At 69.8% G+C, this 14,742-nt stretch carries 15 protein-coding genes and 1 pseudogene; 1 reads left to right on the plus strand and 15 read right to left on the minus strand.

Going from position 1 to position 14,742, the window contains the following annotated elements; translation table 11 throughout:
* Positions 1–13: 13 nt before the first annotated feature.
* From VE172_RS10320 to prmC, 6 genes are all read right to left on the minus strand, one after another.
* Positions 14–235, minus strand: coding sequence for an ATP synthase subunit c family protein (locus VE172_RS10320; protein ID WP_324800807.1), 222 nt, complete (start codon positions 233–235; stop codon positions 14–16).
* A gap of 67 nt (positions 236–302) precedes the next feature.
* Positions 303–1,100 (minus strand): F0F1 ATP synthase subunit A, encoded by a 798-nt coding sequence (gene atpB, locus VE172_RS10325; protein WP_349258327.1) that lies wholly within the window; start codon positions 1,098–1,100, stop codon positions 303–305.
* A gap of 15 nt (positions 1,101–1,115) precedes the next feature.
* On the minus strand, positions 1,116–1,436 hold the full coding sequence (locus VE172_RS10330; protein WP_324800812.1) for an AtpZ/AtpI family protein: 321 nt from the start codon (positions 1,434–1,436) through the stop codon (positions 1,116–1,118).
* Between the two features lie 11 nt (positions 1,437–1,447).
* Positions 1,448–1,879: a hypothetical protein gene (locus VE172_RS10335; RefSeq protein WP_324800814.1), complete on the minus strand. Its 432-nt coding sequence runs from the start codon at positions 1,877–1,879 to the stop codon at positions 1,448–1,450.
* A gap of 22 nt (positions 1,880–1,901) precedes the next feature.
* Positions 1,902–2,486 (minus strand): arsenate reductase/protein-tyrosine-phosphatase family protein, encoded by a 585-nt coding sequence (locus tag VE172_RS10340; protein ID WP_324800816.1) that lies wholly within the window; start codon positions 2,484–2,486, stop codon positions 1,902–1,904.
* Positions 2,486–4,246: a peptide chain release factor N(5)-glutamine methyltransferase gene (gene prmC / locus VE172_RS25695; protein WP_414715086.1), complete on the minus strand. Its 1,761-nt coding sequence runs from the start codon at positions 4,244–4,246 to the stop codon at positions 2,486–2,488. The genes VE172_RS10340 and prmC overlap by 1 nt, the downstream gene beginning before the upstream one ends.
* On the opposite strand from prmC, the gene VE172_RS10350 reads away from it, so the two are divergent.
* The gene (locus VE172_RS10350; RefSeq protein WP_324800820.1) at positions 4,167–5,687 is read left to right on the plus strand and encodes a GGDEF domain-containing protein; all 1,521 of its coding nucleotides are present in this window, start codon (positions 4,167–4,169) and stop codon (positions 5,685–5,687) included. The two genes, prmC and VE172_RS10350, sit on opposite strands and share 80 nt — an antisense overlap.
* On the opposite strand, the gene prfA is transcribed toward VE172_RS10350, so the two are convergent.
* The 9 genes and pseudogenes from prfA to VE172_RS10395 all read right to left on the minus strand — a co-directional run.
* Positions 5,684–6,787 (minus strand): peptide chain release factor 1, encoded by a 1,104-nt coding sequence (gene prfA, locus VE172_RS10355; RefSeq protein ID WP_324800822.1) that lies wholly within the window; start codon positions 6,785–6,787, stop codon positions 5,684–5,686. The two genes, VE172_RS10350 and prfA, sit on opposite strands and share 4 nt — an antisense overlap.
* A gap of 102 nt (positions 6,788–6,889) precedes the next feature.
* Positions 6,890–7,117 carry a 50S ribosomal protein L31 gene (rpmE, locus tag VE172_RS10360; protein ID WP_324800825.1) on the minus strand — a complete coding sequence of 76 codons (228 nt, stop codon included), beginning with the start codon at positions 7,115–7,117 and terminating at the stop codon, positions 6,890–6,892.
* Between the two features lie 130 nt (positions 7,118–7,247).
* On the minus strand, positions 7,248–8,804 hold the full coding sequence (locus tag VE172_RS10365) for a metallophosphoesterase family protein (protein WP_324800829.1): 1,557 nt from the start codon (positions 8,802–8,804) through the stop codon (positions 7,248–7,250).
* 65 nt (positions 8,805–8,869) lie between these two features.
* Positions 8,870–10,795 carry a transcription termination factor Rho gene (gene rho, locus VE172_RS10370; RefSeq protein WP_324800832.1) on the minus strand — a complete coding sequence of 642 codons (1,926 nt, stop codon included), beginning with the start codon at positions 10,793–10,795 and terminating at the stop codon, positions 8,870–8,872.
* A gap of 342 nt (positions 10,796–11,137) precedes the next feature.
* On the minus strand, positions 11,138–12,007 hold the full coding sequence (thrB, locus tag VE172_RS10375; RefSeq protein ID WP_324800835.1) for a homoserine kinase: 870 nt from the start codon (positions 12,005–12,007) through the stop codon (positions 11,138–11,140).
* A 9-nt stretch (positions 12,008–12,016) separates the two neighbouring features.
* On the minus strand, positions 12,017–12,184 hold the full coding sequence (locus VE172_RS10380; protein WP_324800837.1) for a type II toxin-antitoxin system antitoxin: 168 nt from the start codon (positions 12,182–12,184) through the stop codon (positions 12,017–12,019).
* The gene (locus tag VE172_RS10385; RefSeq protein ID WP_324800840.1) at positions 12,184–13,023 is read right to left on the minus strand and encodes an SPFH domain-containing protein; all 840 of its coding nucleotides are present in this window, start codon (positions 13,021–13,023) and stop codon (positions 12,184–12,186) included. Before VE172_RS10385 ends, VE172_RS10380 begins: the two co-directional genes overlap by 1 nt.
* Before the next feature lie 669 nt (positions 13,024–13,692).
* Complete coding sequence (locus tag VE172_RS10390) at positions 13,693–14,409, minus strand: PspA/IM30 family protein (RefSeq protein WP_324800841.1); 717 nt, start codon at positions 14,407–14,409, stop codon at positions 13,693–13,695.
* Positions 14,410–14,454: 45 nt separating this feature from the next.
* A pseudogene (locus tag VE172_RS10395) lies at positions 14,455–14,742 on the minus strand (TPM domain-containing protein); the annotation flags it as partial.

A 14,742-nucleotide genomic window follows, 5' to 3' on the forward strand; every position in this document is an offset into this window, starting at 1 on the left:
GGGATCGGCTTATCTACTTGAAGACGAAACCGAAGGCGATGCCCAGCAGGGCGAGCGCCTCGACCACGGCGAAACCAATCCACAGGTACGGGTTGGTCAGCTTCGACGACTCGGGCTGACGCGCGGTCGCCTGAATGTAGGCGGCGAAGATGAGACCCACGCCGATACCCGGGCCGATCGCGGCAAGGCCGTAACCGATGGCGCTGAGGCTGCCATGCACAGCGGCAACATCCATTGTGAATTTCCTCCTGGTAATGCCCGAGTGACTTCCACACGGGACAGTTGACGTTCATGACGGGTCTTTAGTGGCCCTCGGCCAGCGCACCTTGGATGTAGCTGGCGGTCAGGACCGTGAACAAGTAGGCCTGGAGCACGCCGATGAACGCCTCCAGCAGGGTCAACACCACGGTCAGCGCCCACGACAGCACCGACACCGGGAACAGCAGCCCGTTGGCGTTGATCATCGCGAATCCACCCACGGTGAACACCAGCAGGATCACGTGGCCGGCGAACATGTTGGCGAAGAGCCGCAGCGCCAGGGTCAGCGGGCGGAACACCAGGGTCGACACGAACTCGATGGGAATGAGCAGCGGCAGGATGAACCACGGGGCGGGCGGGATCAGGGTGTGCTTCATGTAGGTGGCGAAGCCGTGCTTGCGGATGCCCACCCAGTTGAACAGCACCCAGCTGATCAGGGCCAGAAACGCCGGGAACGCGATGTGCGACATCGGCGAGAGCTGGAACAGCGGGATGATCCCCCACAGGTTGTTCACCAGGAGGAAGCACATCAGCGTGGCCAGGTAGGGGGCGTAACGCACGCCCTCCTCGCCGATCAGGTTGACGCCGATGTTGTTGCGCGCGAAACCGTAGACCGACTCCGCGATCCACTGGCGCTTGGTGGGCACGAGCTGCGGCCTGCGGTTGGCGTACAGGAAGAAGGCCACGATCAGGACCACCGACAGGACGACCATCGTGGTGACCTTGGTGGCCCAGAAGGTCGTGGTACTTCCCGTGAAGAAGTCGGGCAGGTAAAAGTCCTCCACCTTGGGCGGAAATGGAAGGTGCTCCTCAGCGAGGAGGTGGGCTGCCTGTCCAGACACCGGTTCCCTTTCTCGTCAGGCGCCGAGCCTGCGGGCGATGAGATAGACACCGCAGGCCACGCCAATCACCGATCCGATCCCGATGGCGATGCCGCCGAGATCGAGCCATGCGTCGACCAACCAGCCGATTCCGCCCCACACCACGATTCCCGTGATGAGGTAGCCGATGGCCACCCAGCCTTGATCTGCCCCTGAGGGATTCTGGTCGGGGTCTTCAGATCGGCGTGGGGGTTGATCATCGTCCATGACGCGACGAACGATATCAGTCGTTCGGGAAGATAAAGCGTTGGCCCCCTGGGCAGCCGCCATCGCGCGGCCGGGGGGTCGCTTGCTCACGGCGACCCACATTACTCCTGCCTCACACCGGACGGAAGGGCCATCCCGGCTTTCGCGCGACGCGACTGCGGACCGTTGCGCACCACCGTGATGATCTGCGCGGCGTTCCAGGTCGCCACCCCCACGAACACCCCGATCCCCATGGCGGGCAGGCCTTTCCACTGGTGAGAGGCCAGAACCGACATGATGAGCCCGATCCAGATGATCTTGAGCACATAGGTGGAGACGCCGAACGGCAACACCAGCCGGGTGTTGATGGAGTCGGCCCAGGCGATCACCAACACCGACAGCGTGTAGCTGGCGGTCACCAGCAGGACGCCCGACGCCGCGCCGATGGCGGAGGTGACGTCGACGAAGAACCCGGCGACCGCGGCGCTCAGCACCAGAGCCACGCCGCTGGAGATCAGGGGCGTGGGCAGGTAACGGAGTTTGGCGATCAGCACGCCGTCAATGGTGGCACAGGCGCTAACTCAGCAGGGCGGTCACCAGTGGCGCCAGCGACGCGTCGATGTCGTCGGCGGTGGCGGCGAAGATCGCGCGGCCGCCGCCCCAGGGGTCGTCGAGGTCGTCGGGCTCGGCGTCGCCGCGGTGCTTGTCCGCCAGGGCCACCAGGGCCACGCCCCGCTCGTACACCGCCTCGGGCGAGCCGTCGCTGGACGGCAGCTCGGCGAGGTCGAGGCCCTCGACGATCCGTCCGAAGTGGCGGATCCCGAAGGTGCGGGACGCCGCGTCGGGGTAGTTCTCGGTCACATACTCGCCGACCTCTTCGGTGGCGACCAGGATCACGTCGGAGGCCTCGACCATGCCGCGATCGATGTGGCGGGCGCGGAAACCGGCGTCGCTGCCGCCGCGGGAGCGCAGCTCGCGGGCGGCGGGGCCGTTCATCCTCTGCCCGGTGTGCCAGGTGCCGATGCCGCTGGAATGGCTCAGCACCAACTCATCGGCGTCGATCCCGGCGCGCTCGGCGACCCGCAGCGCCAGGAGCCGCTCGGCCATCGGCGAGCGGCAGATGTTGCCCAGGCAGACGTGCAGGACGGAAAACGGCGGCATCAGTCGTCGGGCCCCGCGGTGTCGGGGGCGATGCGGCGGATCTGTTCCAGCGACAGCGCGCCCTCGCGCAGCACCCGGGGGACGCCGTCGGTGCAGTCGACGATGGTGCTGGGCGCGTTGTCGGGCAGCGGGCCGGCCTCCAGATACACCTCGACGGAGTAGCCGAGCTGTTCCTTGGCCTCGGCGGCGGTGCCCGCGGCCGGCTGGCCCGTCTTGTTGGCCGACGACACCGCCATGGGACCCGTCTCGCGCAACACCTCCAGCGCCACCGGGTGCAGCGGCATCCGCACCGCGACGGTGCCGCCGGTGTCGCCCAGGTCCCAGTCGAGGGTGGGCGAGTAGTCGATGACGACGGTCAGCGGGCCGGGCCAGTACGCCGCCACCAGGTCCTTGACCGGCTCGGGAATCGACATGGTCAGGCCGTCCAGGGCCCGGCGGGACCCCACCAGCACCGGCGGGGCCATGTCGCGGCCGCGGCCCTTGGTGCGCAGCAGGGCCTCGATCGCCCAGGACTTGAACGCGTCGGCGCCGAGGCCGTAGAGGGTGTCGGTGGGCAGCACCACCAGGTCGCCCGCCTTGACGGCGGACACCGCCGCGTCTATCGCGGAATCGCGCTCGGTGGCCTTGCGGCAGTCATAAAGCCTCACGTGGCATAAGGCTAATGGCCGCCGCGCGGTGGAAAACCTCGGCCGCCCCGACAGGTCGCGGTGGTCGACAGCGGCGGTGAAGCCGCGCTCGCGCAGCAGCGCGGGCACCGCCTCGCCGTGGGTGTCGTCGTGCTCGATGGCCACCACGCCGCCGCCGCGCGCCAGCGCCGCCGCGCGGTCGATCAGCGGGCGGATCACGTCCAGGCCGTCGTCGCCGCCGTACACCGCGGTGTCGGGGTCGGCGTCGACCTCGGGCTCCACGGCGGTGCGGCGCGGCACGTACGGCGGGTTGGACAGCACGGCGTGGCAGGCGCCGTCGAGGTCGGACAGTGTGGCGGGATCGGTGGCGTCACCGTCCACAACGATGACCGAGGTGCCGTGGGTGTTGCGGCGCAACCATTCCAGGGCGCGGGGGTAACGCTCCACGGCGTACACGGTGGCGTCGGGGCGTTCGGCGGCCACGGCGCGGGCGATGGCTCCGCTGCCGGAGCACAGGTCGGCGACCACCGGCTCGGCCAAGGGGCGCAAGGCTTCCAGCGCCCACTCCACCAACAGCTCGGTCTCGAAGCGCGGCACGAACACCCCGGGGCCCACGGCGAGCTCGCCGCGCCAAAACGGCGCGGTGCCCACGATGTACTGCAGCGGCTCGCGGGTGGCGCGTCGGGTCACGAGGCGGCGAAACGCGTCGGCCTCCTCGACGGACGGATCGTCGGCGATCGGCAACCGTCCACGCGGGACATCGGCGACGTGGGCGGCCAGCAATTCGGCGTCCACCCTGGGCGAAGACACCCCGGCTTCGGTGAGCGCGCGGGTGGCGGCGGCCAGCAGCCCGCGCCAATCCTCGCCCATGTCCGGCCTCTCGTTTCGAAATCTTCGCCGTACCGCGCTGTCGCTTACCGACTCGGTAAGGCATGCTTTATTCCAGACACCGTTACCGCCGCCCGCGTGCCCCCAGCACGTGCGACCCGCGGCGCGTGACGTCGGCGGGTCATCCTGCCATGAGCGGACACAACCCAAGCAGCGAGGTGAGCGTGTGACAACAGACGCCATTTCCGAACGCCTGCGCGTTGCCCGCCAGCTCATGTACGACGGGTCGCCGGCCGCGGCGATCATCGCCGTCGACGAGATCGTCAAGGACACCGCCGACGACAACGAGCGGCTGTGGGCCCTGCTGCTGCGCCTGGCCGCCGTGGTCAACATGGAGCGCACCTCGGAATACACGACCACGGTGGACCGGGCGTACGCCGCGGTGCGGCTGCACGGCGACGCGGTGTCCGTGGGGTACTTCCACGCGCTGGCCGCGTTCGCCTCGCACGCCGAGGGTTCGGTCGACCGCTGCGTGACGCACCTGGTGCGCAGCACCCGGGAACTGTCCAGCGTGGAGAAGCCGGAGCGGCAGGTCGCGATCTCCTGGCACAACCTCGCGGTCGTCTACTCGTACATCGGTTTCCACGATCACGCCGCGCAGGCCGCCGCCCGCGCCCGCGAGGTCGCCATCGCCGCCGGGCTGTCCTGGCAGCTGCCGTCGCTGGAGGTGCAGGTGCGCCACGGCCTGTCGCTGGACCACCGCGGCGACACCGACGGGTGCGTGCGGGTGCTGCGGGCGCTGCTGTCCAACGCCTCGCGGGTCGGTCCGGACGAAGACGGGCTGCCCGGGGTGGCGCGCATGGACCTGCCCTGGCTGGGTTTCGCCGGGGCCCGGCTGCGGGCGCTGGGGCACGATTCGGCCATCGACGTGCGCCGCTGCCTGGCGGCGGGCAGCAACGACGCCTGGACCGCCGACCTGCGGCACTTCGGGCGGATCTGCCTGGCGATCGCCGCCGGGGAGACCGAGAAGGCGCGCCAGCGCCTCACCCGCGCCACGTCGACCGCGGCGGTGCTGGGGGTGGCCGAGGCGCCGCGGCTGAAGGCGCTGAGCTACCTGGCGGAGGACGACTTCGCCTCGGCGTGGCGCTCCGACCGCGAGGCCTTCGCCGTCCACGCCCACGTCACCGAGCAACTGCGACGGTTGATAGTGGACGGCGTGAACGCGCGGCTCGACCACGAGGACCTGCGCCGCACCGTGGCCACCTACGCCGACCGCGCGCTCAGCGACCCGCTGACCGGCCTGCCCAACCGCCGCCACCTCCAGGACTATGTGGACGACCTGTTCGCCCGCGCCGAGCCCGGGGTGCTGGGCGTCTTGGACCTGGACGGCTTCAGCGCCATCAACAACAACTACGGGCACCTGTCGGGCGACTCGGTGCTGCAACGCATCGCCGGCGCCCTGATGCGCATCATGCGGCGCGGCGACTTCGTGGCGCGCTACGGCGCCGACGAGTTCGTCCTGGTGCTGCACGGCACCCCGCTGGAGCAGACCGGCGACATCGGCCAGCGCATCACCGCCGCCCTGTACAAGGAGGACTGGGAGTCGCTGATCCCCGGCGCCGACCTGTCCGTGAGCCTCGGCTGGACCCCGTTGCCCACCAAGGACAACGTGAACTATTCGGGCGGCGCCACCAACCTCGCCGACCGCGCGGTCCGCGAGGCGAAGGACTCCCGCGCCAAGTCCTAGGCGCGCTTCAGGCCCTCGTCGCTGCCCTCCAGGCGCGCGGCGCGTTCGGCGGTGGCCAGGGCGTCCAGGACGCCGTCCAGCTCGCCGGTCATCACCTGGTCCAGGTTGTGCGCGGTGTAGCCGATGCGGTGGTCGGTGAGGCGGTTCTGCGGGAAGTTGTAGGTGCGGACCCGCTCCGAGCGGTCCACGGTGCGCACCTGCGACTTGCGGGCCTCGCCCGCGGCCGCCGCGGCCGCCTCCTGCTTGGCCTGCAACAGCCGGGCGCGCAGGATCCGCATCGCCTGTTCCTTGTTCTGCAGCTGGGACTTCTCGTTCTGGCAGGAGGCCACCACCCCGGTGGGGATGTGGGTGATGCGCACCGCCGAGTCGGTGGTGTTGACCGACTGCCCGCCCGGCCCGGAGGAACGGTAGACGTCGATGCGCAGGTCGTTGGCGTTGATCTCGATGTCGACCTCCTCGGCCTCGGGCAGCACCAGCACGCCCGCCGCCGAGGTGTGGATGCGGCCCTGCGACTCGGTGACCGGCACCCGCTGCACGCGGTGCACGCCGCCCTCGAACTTCAGCCGCGACCACACGCCGTGGCCGCCCTCGGGGCTGCCCTTGGTCTTGACCGCCAGGGACACGTCCTTGACGCCGCCCATGTCGGAGTCCTGGGAGTCGACGACCTCGGTGACCCAGCCGTGCTTTTCGGCGTAGCGCAGGTACATCCGCAGCAGGTCCCCCGCGAACAGCGCGGACTCCTCGCCGCCCTCGCCGGCCTTGATCTCCACGATCACGTCGCGGGAGTCGTCGGGGTCGCGCGGCAGCAGCAGCTCGGCGAGGTGTTCCTCGATCTCGGGGATGCGGCGGCGCAGCGTCTCGGCCTCGGCGGCCAGCTCGGGGTCGTCGGCGGCGAGCTCCTCGGCGACGGCCAGGTCGGACTTGGCGGCCTCGAGCTCGGCGTTGGCCACGGCGATCGGGTTGAGTTCGGCGTAGCGGCGTCCCACCCGGCGGGCCAGCCCGGCGTCGGCGTGAATGGACGGGTCGGCGAGCTGCTTCTCCAGCTCGGAGTGCTCGGCCAGCATGACCGCCAGTCGGTTGGAGTCGGTGGCTTCGCTCATGGTGCGGACTCGATTCGATTATGGGAACGGAAAAGGACTTGTCCACAAACGACGACGGCACTCGTCCCACGGATGGTGGGAGGCGAGTGCCGTCGAGCGAAGCTACTTGTCCTTCTTGGCCGCCTGGGCCTTGGCGTACTTGGCCTGGAAGCGCGCCACGCGCCCGCCGGAGTCGAGGATGCGCTGCTTGCCCGTGTAGAACGGGTGGCAGACGTTGCAGGTCTCGGCGTGCATGGCGCCGCCCTCGATGGTGCTGCGCGTGGTGAAGGTGTTGCCACAGGAGCAGGTGACCTCGGTGGTCACGTACGCCGGGTGAATGTCAGGTTTCATGTCATCCTCTTTCTTCGGTCGCCGGGTCGCCAGTGGCGTGAACCGGAACCGGGACTGGCAGGTGTGCGGCGGGGTTTTCCCCGACGCGGCCGACGAAACATCGTAGCCCGCGCCGATATTCCCCCGCCGCTCAGGAGCCCGTGATCTGGGTGACGTCGGGTCGGCGCACCCGCAGACCCAGCCAGTCGGGGCGGCCGCGATGGGCCCGCACCCCGATCTCGGTCCAGCCGAGCACGCCGCCGCGGCGCTCGGGCGCGGCCGGGGTCTTGCCCGAGTTGCCGTTGACGACGTAGGCGACGCCGTCGCGCAGCCAGTGCGCGAACACGCCCGCGTGGCCCGCGACGAGGCAGCAGCCCTTCGCGGCGTCGCGGGCGAACGCCGCGAGCATCCGTTCCAGGGCGCGGGCCTCGGCGGGGTCGCACAGTTGGCTGGCGCCGTGGCCGGTGGGGTCGTGCGGCGGGACGTGGGTGGCGACGAGCGCGGCGTCGATGTGGTCGGCGGCCGCGGCGGCGTCGAGCTGCGCCGACAGCCACGACAGCTGGTCGGCGCCGATCGACAGGCTTGAGGTGTCCAGGGTGATCAGCCGGGTGCGGCGGTGGTCGCGGACGACGCGGGCGGGCCCGAAGCGGGCGCGGAAGGCGGCGATGTCGCCGCCGGCGATCTCGTGATTGCCGGGGACGTATATCCACGGTGGACCGTCGGCGAGTTCGGTTTCCAGGACGCCGTGCGCCAGTTCGAGGCTTGCCGCGCCGCCGTCGTCCACAAAGTCGCCGTTGATGAGGACGAATTCGCAGTCCCGGGATGATATGTCGCGCAACATGATCCGCGCGGCGTCCACGAGCCGGTCCTCGGGCTCGGCCGCGACGAACTGGGTGTCGGACAGCACGGCGAAGCGCCAGTCGAAGTCGTCGAGGCGTTCGCGTTCCAGGGGCCGCGACACAGGCTCGGGCGGAATGTCTACTTCGGGGGGAACGTGCGCGGTGATCGTCCCGAGCGTCACCGCGCCGCGATACCGCTCGGCGGGGCGCGTCTCGGCGAGGTAGAAGCGCCGCAGCCGCAGCGGATACGCGGCGGTGTCGGGGACGACGAAATCGATCTCGCGCCAGCCCTCCCACTCCAGGTGCTCGGACCGCAGCGCCAGGTCGGTGCCATCGGCGTCGAGGCAGTGCAGGGTGGGCCAGGCGCCGCGCCCGTCCCCGTCGATCCACATCGACAGCCGCCGCGGCTGCCCGGGGATCGGGAGCCTTCGCGGCGGCGCCGCGTACACCGCGCGGTTGTCGCTCGACCGCGTGAAGTCGTAGTCCAGTCGTGGGCCGTCGAGGCCGCCGGCCGCGCGGGCCGCGTCGACCCGCCAGTTCCGAGCGGGCTCGGCGACCACCTCGGGCCTGGAACCCACGGCCACGGCCACCTCGGCGCGCGACTCCCCCAGGCGTATGGCCACGGTGGTGGACACGTCGTCGGCGCGGGCCGTGACCCGCAGGCCCGCCGGGTGGGCGTCGATCGACAGCACCGACGGGTCGAGGTCGATGGCGATGTCGTCGCGGCCCACGGGGGCGCGGAAACCCGCCGCCGACCAGGCGACCAGCCGCAGACCGGCGGAGTCGCCGGGTCCGGCGAGGAGCAGCCGGCGCGGCGCGGCCTCCAGCCGTTCGATCGGGCCGAGCGACGCCAGGTTCGCCACGGACATACCCCCTTGTCGCACAAAAAACGTGGGGGCACCTGGCGGCACCCCCACGTTTTGGTTACTTCCGATCAGTCGACGACGTTCGGCGTCGTCTTGGCGATGCCCATCAGGAACTCCGCGTTGGTCTTGTTCTTCTTCAAGCGGTCCAGCAGCAGGTCGATGGCCTGTTGCGGTTCCAGCGAGGCCAACACCCGGCGCAGCTTGACCATGATGGCGGTCTCGTCGGGGCCCATCATCAGGTCGTCCTTGCGGGTGGACGACTGGTGCACGTCCACCGCCGGGAAGGTGCGCTTGTCCGCGATCTTGCGGTCCAGGCGCAGCTCGGAGTTACCCGTGCCCTTGAACTCCTCGAAGATCACGGTGTCGCCCATGGAGCCGGTCTCGACCAGCGCCGTGGCGATGATGGTCAGCGAGCCGCCGTTTTCGATGTTGCGGGCCGCGCCCAGGAACTTCTTCGGCGGGTACAGCGCCGTGGAGTCGATGCCGCCCGACAGGATGCGCCCCGAGGCGGGGGTCGCGTTGTTGTACGCGCGGCCCAGCCGGGTGATCGAGTCCAGCAGCACCACCACGTCGTGTCCCAGCTCCACCAGGCGCTTGGCGCGCTCGATGGACAGCTCGGCCACGGTGGTGTGGTCCGACGGGTGCCGGTCGAAGGTCGAGGAGATGACCTCGCCCTTGACCGAGCGCTGCATGTCGGTGACCTCTTCGGGCCGCTCGTCCACCAGCACCACCATCAGGTGACACTCGGGGTTGTTGGCGGTGATCGCGTTGGCGATCGCCTGCAGCACCATGGTCTTGCCGGCCTTGGGCGGCGAGACGATCAGGGCGCGCTGCCCCTTGCCGACCGGGGTGACCAGGTCGATGACCCGGGTGGTCAGCAGGTGCGGCTCGGTCTCCAGACGCAGACGCTGCTGCGGATACAGCGGCGTCAGCTTGTAGAAGTCCGGGCGCTTGCGGGCCTGGTCGGGCTCGGTGCCGTTGACGGTGTCCAGGCGCATCAGCGGGTTGTACTTCTCGCGCCGCTGCTTGCCGGAGTTGTTGTTGTTGTTCGCGTTGTCGCCGTCTTCCTTGGGCGCCTTCACCATTCCGGTGACGGCGTCGCCGCGGCGCAGGCCGTGCTTGCGGACCTGAGACATGGACACGTAAACATCGGTCGACCCGGCGAGGTAGCCGGAGGTGCGCAGGAACGCGTAGTTGTCGAGAATGTCGACGATGCCCGCCACGGGCACGAGGACGTCGTCCTCATTGACCTGTGGCTCGCCGCGGTCCCGTCCGCCGCGTCCCCGGTCGCCCCGGTCGCCGCGGTCGCTGCGGTCGCTGCGGTCGCCCCGGTCGCGGTCACGATCGCGGTCGCGTCCCCGGTCGCGGTGGCGACGGTTGCGCCGCCCCTCGTCGTTGCCGCCGCCGCGCTGGTTCTGCTGCTGGCGGTCGGAGGAACGCTGCTCGCCCCCGCGTTCGGACTTCTTGGCCTCGGCGTCCTTGTCGTTGCCGCCGTTGGCATTGGGGCGCGAACGCTCCCGACGCTGTCGGCGCTCGCCGCGATCGGAGGCGTCCTTGGCCTCGGAGGCGTCGTCCCTGGCGTCGTCCCTGTCCTCGACGGCCACGGTCGTGGACGCCTGGGTGGCGGTCTCGGTCTCGGCAGCCACGACCGCCGAACGGCGGGGCTGCGGCGGACCGGCCGCGCGCGTGGCGCGCCGGGCCGGCGCCGTGGAGTCTTCGTCCCGCTTGGACGAGCCGTTCTTGCTCGCCGCGTCGGTTTCAGCAACGGGAAGCGTCGGCTGTGCCGAGTCCCCGGATTGCCGGGCCTGGATGGCGGTGATCAGTTCGCTCTTACGCATCCGCCCAATGCTCGGGATGCCCAGACTGTTGGCCAGCTGCTGCAACTCGGGCATCAACATGCCAGCCAGGCCGGCGCCGGCACGCCGCCGCCGGGTGCTCGTCGCCGTGGTGGCGCCCGAGTCTGATTCCGGCGTGTTACCGGTGGTGTCGCTCAATGGATTCCTTCCCTCGAACTGCCGCGACTTCCTATGCGCGGCTTCGGGTTTGCCGGGTACGGCGCGTTTGATCACAATGGAGGAAGAACAGAACCTCGACTCCATGCCTGCAGTGAATAGGTTTCTCGCCCACTTCGGACACACGCACCATAAGATCGTGCAATACACCCTGCGTGTAAAGAGAGACTCTGCGAAAAACCGTTCCTACAGTGTCGGCATGAAAATCGATTCGGAGCTGCACTACCCCGGAGAAGACCAGACGCGCACTGGTTGTGCCACGGCTGTATTGCACACAGCATAATCAATGATCAAACCAACGGCAACACCCGCCCCCGAGTGTCTTCAAACTGCTCGTGCCCCGTCCGCCACACCCAGCACACGGACGTCGAAGCCGTCGGCGCGCGGCGGCGCGGCCGTGAAGGCCACAACGGTGGGTCCCGCTCCCGAGATCATGGCGGGGATTCCCTTGGCGCGCAACGCTTCCACCAGTTCAGCGGAGGCGGGCATCGTGGGGGCGCGGTAGGGCTGGTGGAGCCGGTCGGCGGTGGCGTCGAGCAACAGGCGGGCGTCGGTGGTGAACGCGTCCACCGCCAGGGCCGCGCGGGAGACGTTGAACACGGCATCAGCATGTGGGACGGAGGCGGGCAGCTGGGCGCGCGCCACGGCGGTGAGACCGCGCTCGAGCGGCACGTACGCCACGGGCGCCAGGCCGACGGCGGTGGCGCGGCGCACCGCGCGAGCGCGGCCGTCCCGCGTCCAGGCGATGGTGAACCCGCCCAGCAGGCAGGGGGCCACATTGTCCGGATGGCCCTCGATGTCCGAGGCGACCTCCAGGGCCGCCTCATCGTCCAGTATGGCCTCGCGCGCCAGGTTCCGCGCCAGCGACACACCCGCCACAATGGCCGCCGATGACGATCCGAGACCGCGCGCCTGCGGAATGTTGTTGCGGCAGTGGAGTTTCACCGTCGGCGGGGTGAGCCCGGCCGCCTGGGCGGCCATCCGCAGGCTCGCGGCCACGAGATGGGTGTGGTCGCGCGGCAGCGTGTCGCCGCCCTCGCCGTCCACAGTCACCATGGGGTCACCGTCGATCACCTCGGCGCTGACGGTGTCGTACAGCGTCAGCGCCAGACCGAGGCAGTCGAAGCCGGGGCCGAGGTTCGCCGAGGTGGCGGGGACCCGCACCGTCACTCGGGTGTTCTTCCAAGGCGTCACGGCGCGAGACTACTTGTCATTGCCGGAGCGTGGTTCGCGTCCGGCCTGTTTCAACGCCATGCGCAGCGCGAATTCGATCTGCGCGTTGACGCTGCGCAGCTCGTCGGCGGCCCACTTGGCTATGGCGTCGTGGACCGCCGGATCGAGCCGCACCAAAACGTGCTTGCGCTCAGCCATTACGAGTACAGCGACCCGGTGTTCACCACGGGCTGGGTGGCCTGGTCGGAACACAGCACCACCAGCAGGTTCGACACCATGGACGCCTTGCGCTCCTCGTCGAGCGCCACCATGTTCTGCTCGTCGATGCGCTCCAGCGCCAGGTGCACCATGCCCACGGCTCCCTCCACAATGCGCTTACGGGCGGCCACCACGGCGTTGGCCTGCTGGCGGCGCAGCATCGCCTGGGCGATCTCGGACGCGTAGGCCAGGTGGGTGATGCGGGTCTCGATGACCTCGACGCCCGCGGTGGTGACGCGTTCGCGCAGCTCGGCGGTGAGCTCCTCGGCGACCTGGGCGCCGTCGCGCAGGCTCATGCGGTCGGTTTCGTGGGAGTCGTAGGGGTAGCAGGTGGCGAGGTGACGCAGCGCGGACTCGGCCTGAATGGACACGTAGGACAGAAAGCTGTCGACGGCGAAGACGGCCTTGGCGGGGTCGGTCACCTTCCACACGATGACCGCGGCGATCTCCACGGGGTTGCCGTCGGCGTCGTTGACCTTGGCCTGGGTGGTCTCGAAGTTGCGGACCCGCTTGCTGACGGTGCGCTTGGCCGTCAGCGGCCAGGTGCACCAGAATCCGGGGGTGTCGACGGTGCCCGCGTAGCGGCCGAAGAACTGGATCACCTTGGACTCGTTGGGGTTGATCACGGTCAGCCCCGTCAGCATCGCCAGCAGGATGACGCCGATGACGACCACGACGACGCCGGTGGCCTTGCCGCCGTCGTCGGGGATCTTGGACATCACCACGCCGCCGACGATCAGGTAGGCGATGAACAGCAGAACGGGAATGAAGCCAGACATCCGAAACGCCCGACGCTCCATGACAACCTCCAGGGATATTGAAGTGATATCACTATGATACACACACCCCAAGCCGACCACCACGGACGGCGGGTGAGACCCGAACGGGGCGGTGAGCAGCAGAACGACGCGACCACGCCGCGAACGACCAAGACGTCGCCCATGGCTCGCGCAACCCGAGCGGGGCGGGCACGGGGGCGGCCGACGGCGGCTCGGACCCGCACCAGCAGTCGGTGCGGCGCACGGTCGGCAGGTGGGTCAACGACGCCTCCCGCGGGCGGCCGATGATCGTGCCGCACGTTCTCGAGGTGTGACCCGCACGCGGTTGCCGCGCTGGCACCGCGAGCGGAGGCGTTCGGAAGCAACAGCGGCCGCGAGCCGCGACGGGCATCGGCGGCAGGACGCGACCGCGCCACGAACGGGCGAGGACATCCCGAACCAGAACGGGGCGCGGGAGGCTAGGAAGCGGGAGCGGCCGCACACGCGACCACGCCGCGAACGGGCGAGGACATCCCGAACCAGAACGGGGCGCAGGGGGCTAGGAAGCGGGAGCGGCCGCGCACGGGACCACGCTGCGGCGGCGTGGGGCGTGTCGGCGTGTCGGCGGGACGGCGGGACGGCGACACGGGCGCCCCCTCGGCGGGAACGCCCGTGAGGTGGCGGTGTTTCTCAGGCCGCGGTCTTCAGGGCGGCCAGGCGCGCCTCGACGTCGGCCTCCAGCGCGACGTCGTCGAGGCCCTGGAACTGGGAGTCCAGGGAGGACGCCGACAGTTCCTGTTGGCCCCGCACCTGGGCCTCCTGGCGGCGGATCTTCTCCTCGAAGCGGCTCACCTCGCTGGTGGGGTCCATGATGTCGATGCTCTTGATCGACTCGTGGACCTGGGACTGCGCCTGGGCGGTCTTGGCGCGGGCCACCAGCGAATCGCGCTTGGTCTTCAGCTCGGTGAGCTTCGTCTTCATCTGTTCGAGGCCCGTCTTGAGCTTGTCGACGATCTCCTGCTGCGAGGCGATCGCGGGCTCGGCCGTCTTGGCCTCGTTTTCGGACGCGATCTGCTTGCCGATCGCCACGCGCGCCAGCTGGTTGAACTTCTCGGCCTCGGCCGTGTCGCCCGACGTGGACAGCTGGTCGGCCTTGGCGCTGGCCGAGGCGGCCTTGGTGCCCCACTCCGCGGCGGCGGCGACGTCGGCGCGGTGGTCGTCCTCCATCAGGCGCAGGTTGCCGATGGTCTGGGCGATCGCCTGTTCGGCCTCGGAGATGTTGTCGGTGTAGTCGCGGATCATCTGATCCATCATCTTTTCGGGGTCCTCGGCGGAGTCGAGCAGGGCGTTGATGTTCGCCTTCGCCAGCTGCGCCACTCGTCCGAAGATCGATTGCTTCTTGCTCACTGGTCTTCCTCCTTGGTCATCGTCATCCCGTTGATTGAGGTTCGTTCAGAAGCGGCCGCCGGCACCCCGACGGCCCCGGGTGCCTCCGCCCCCGTAGCTGCCAGGCACCATCGCCCCGCCCCGCGAGCCGCCCGACCCGCCGCCGAGCACGTTGCCGATCAGGATTCCCGACAGGATCGCCCCGGCCCCCGTCCCGCCGGGTCCCGAGGCTTGCGGGGCCCGAAACGCCGACACGTCCGCGTCGGCCAGCTGGGCGGCGGAGCGGGCCCGCTGGTCGGCGCGCTGCGCCGCCGACAGCGCCGCGACGGGGTCCGTGGTGGCCAGGCTCGCGGC

This window comes from Stackebrandtia sp. (genome assembly GCF_035643755.1).
In the GTDB taxonomy this organism is placed as follows: Bacteria; Actinomycetota; Actinomycetes; order Mycobacteriales; family Micromonosporaceae; genus Stackebrandtia.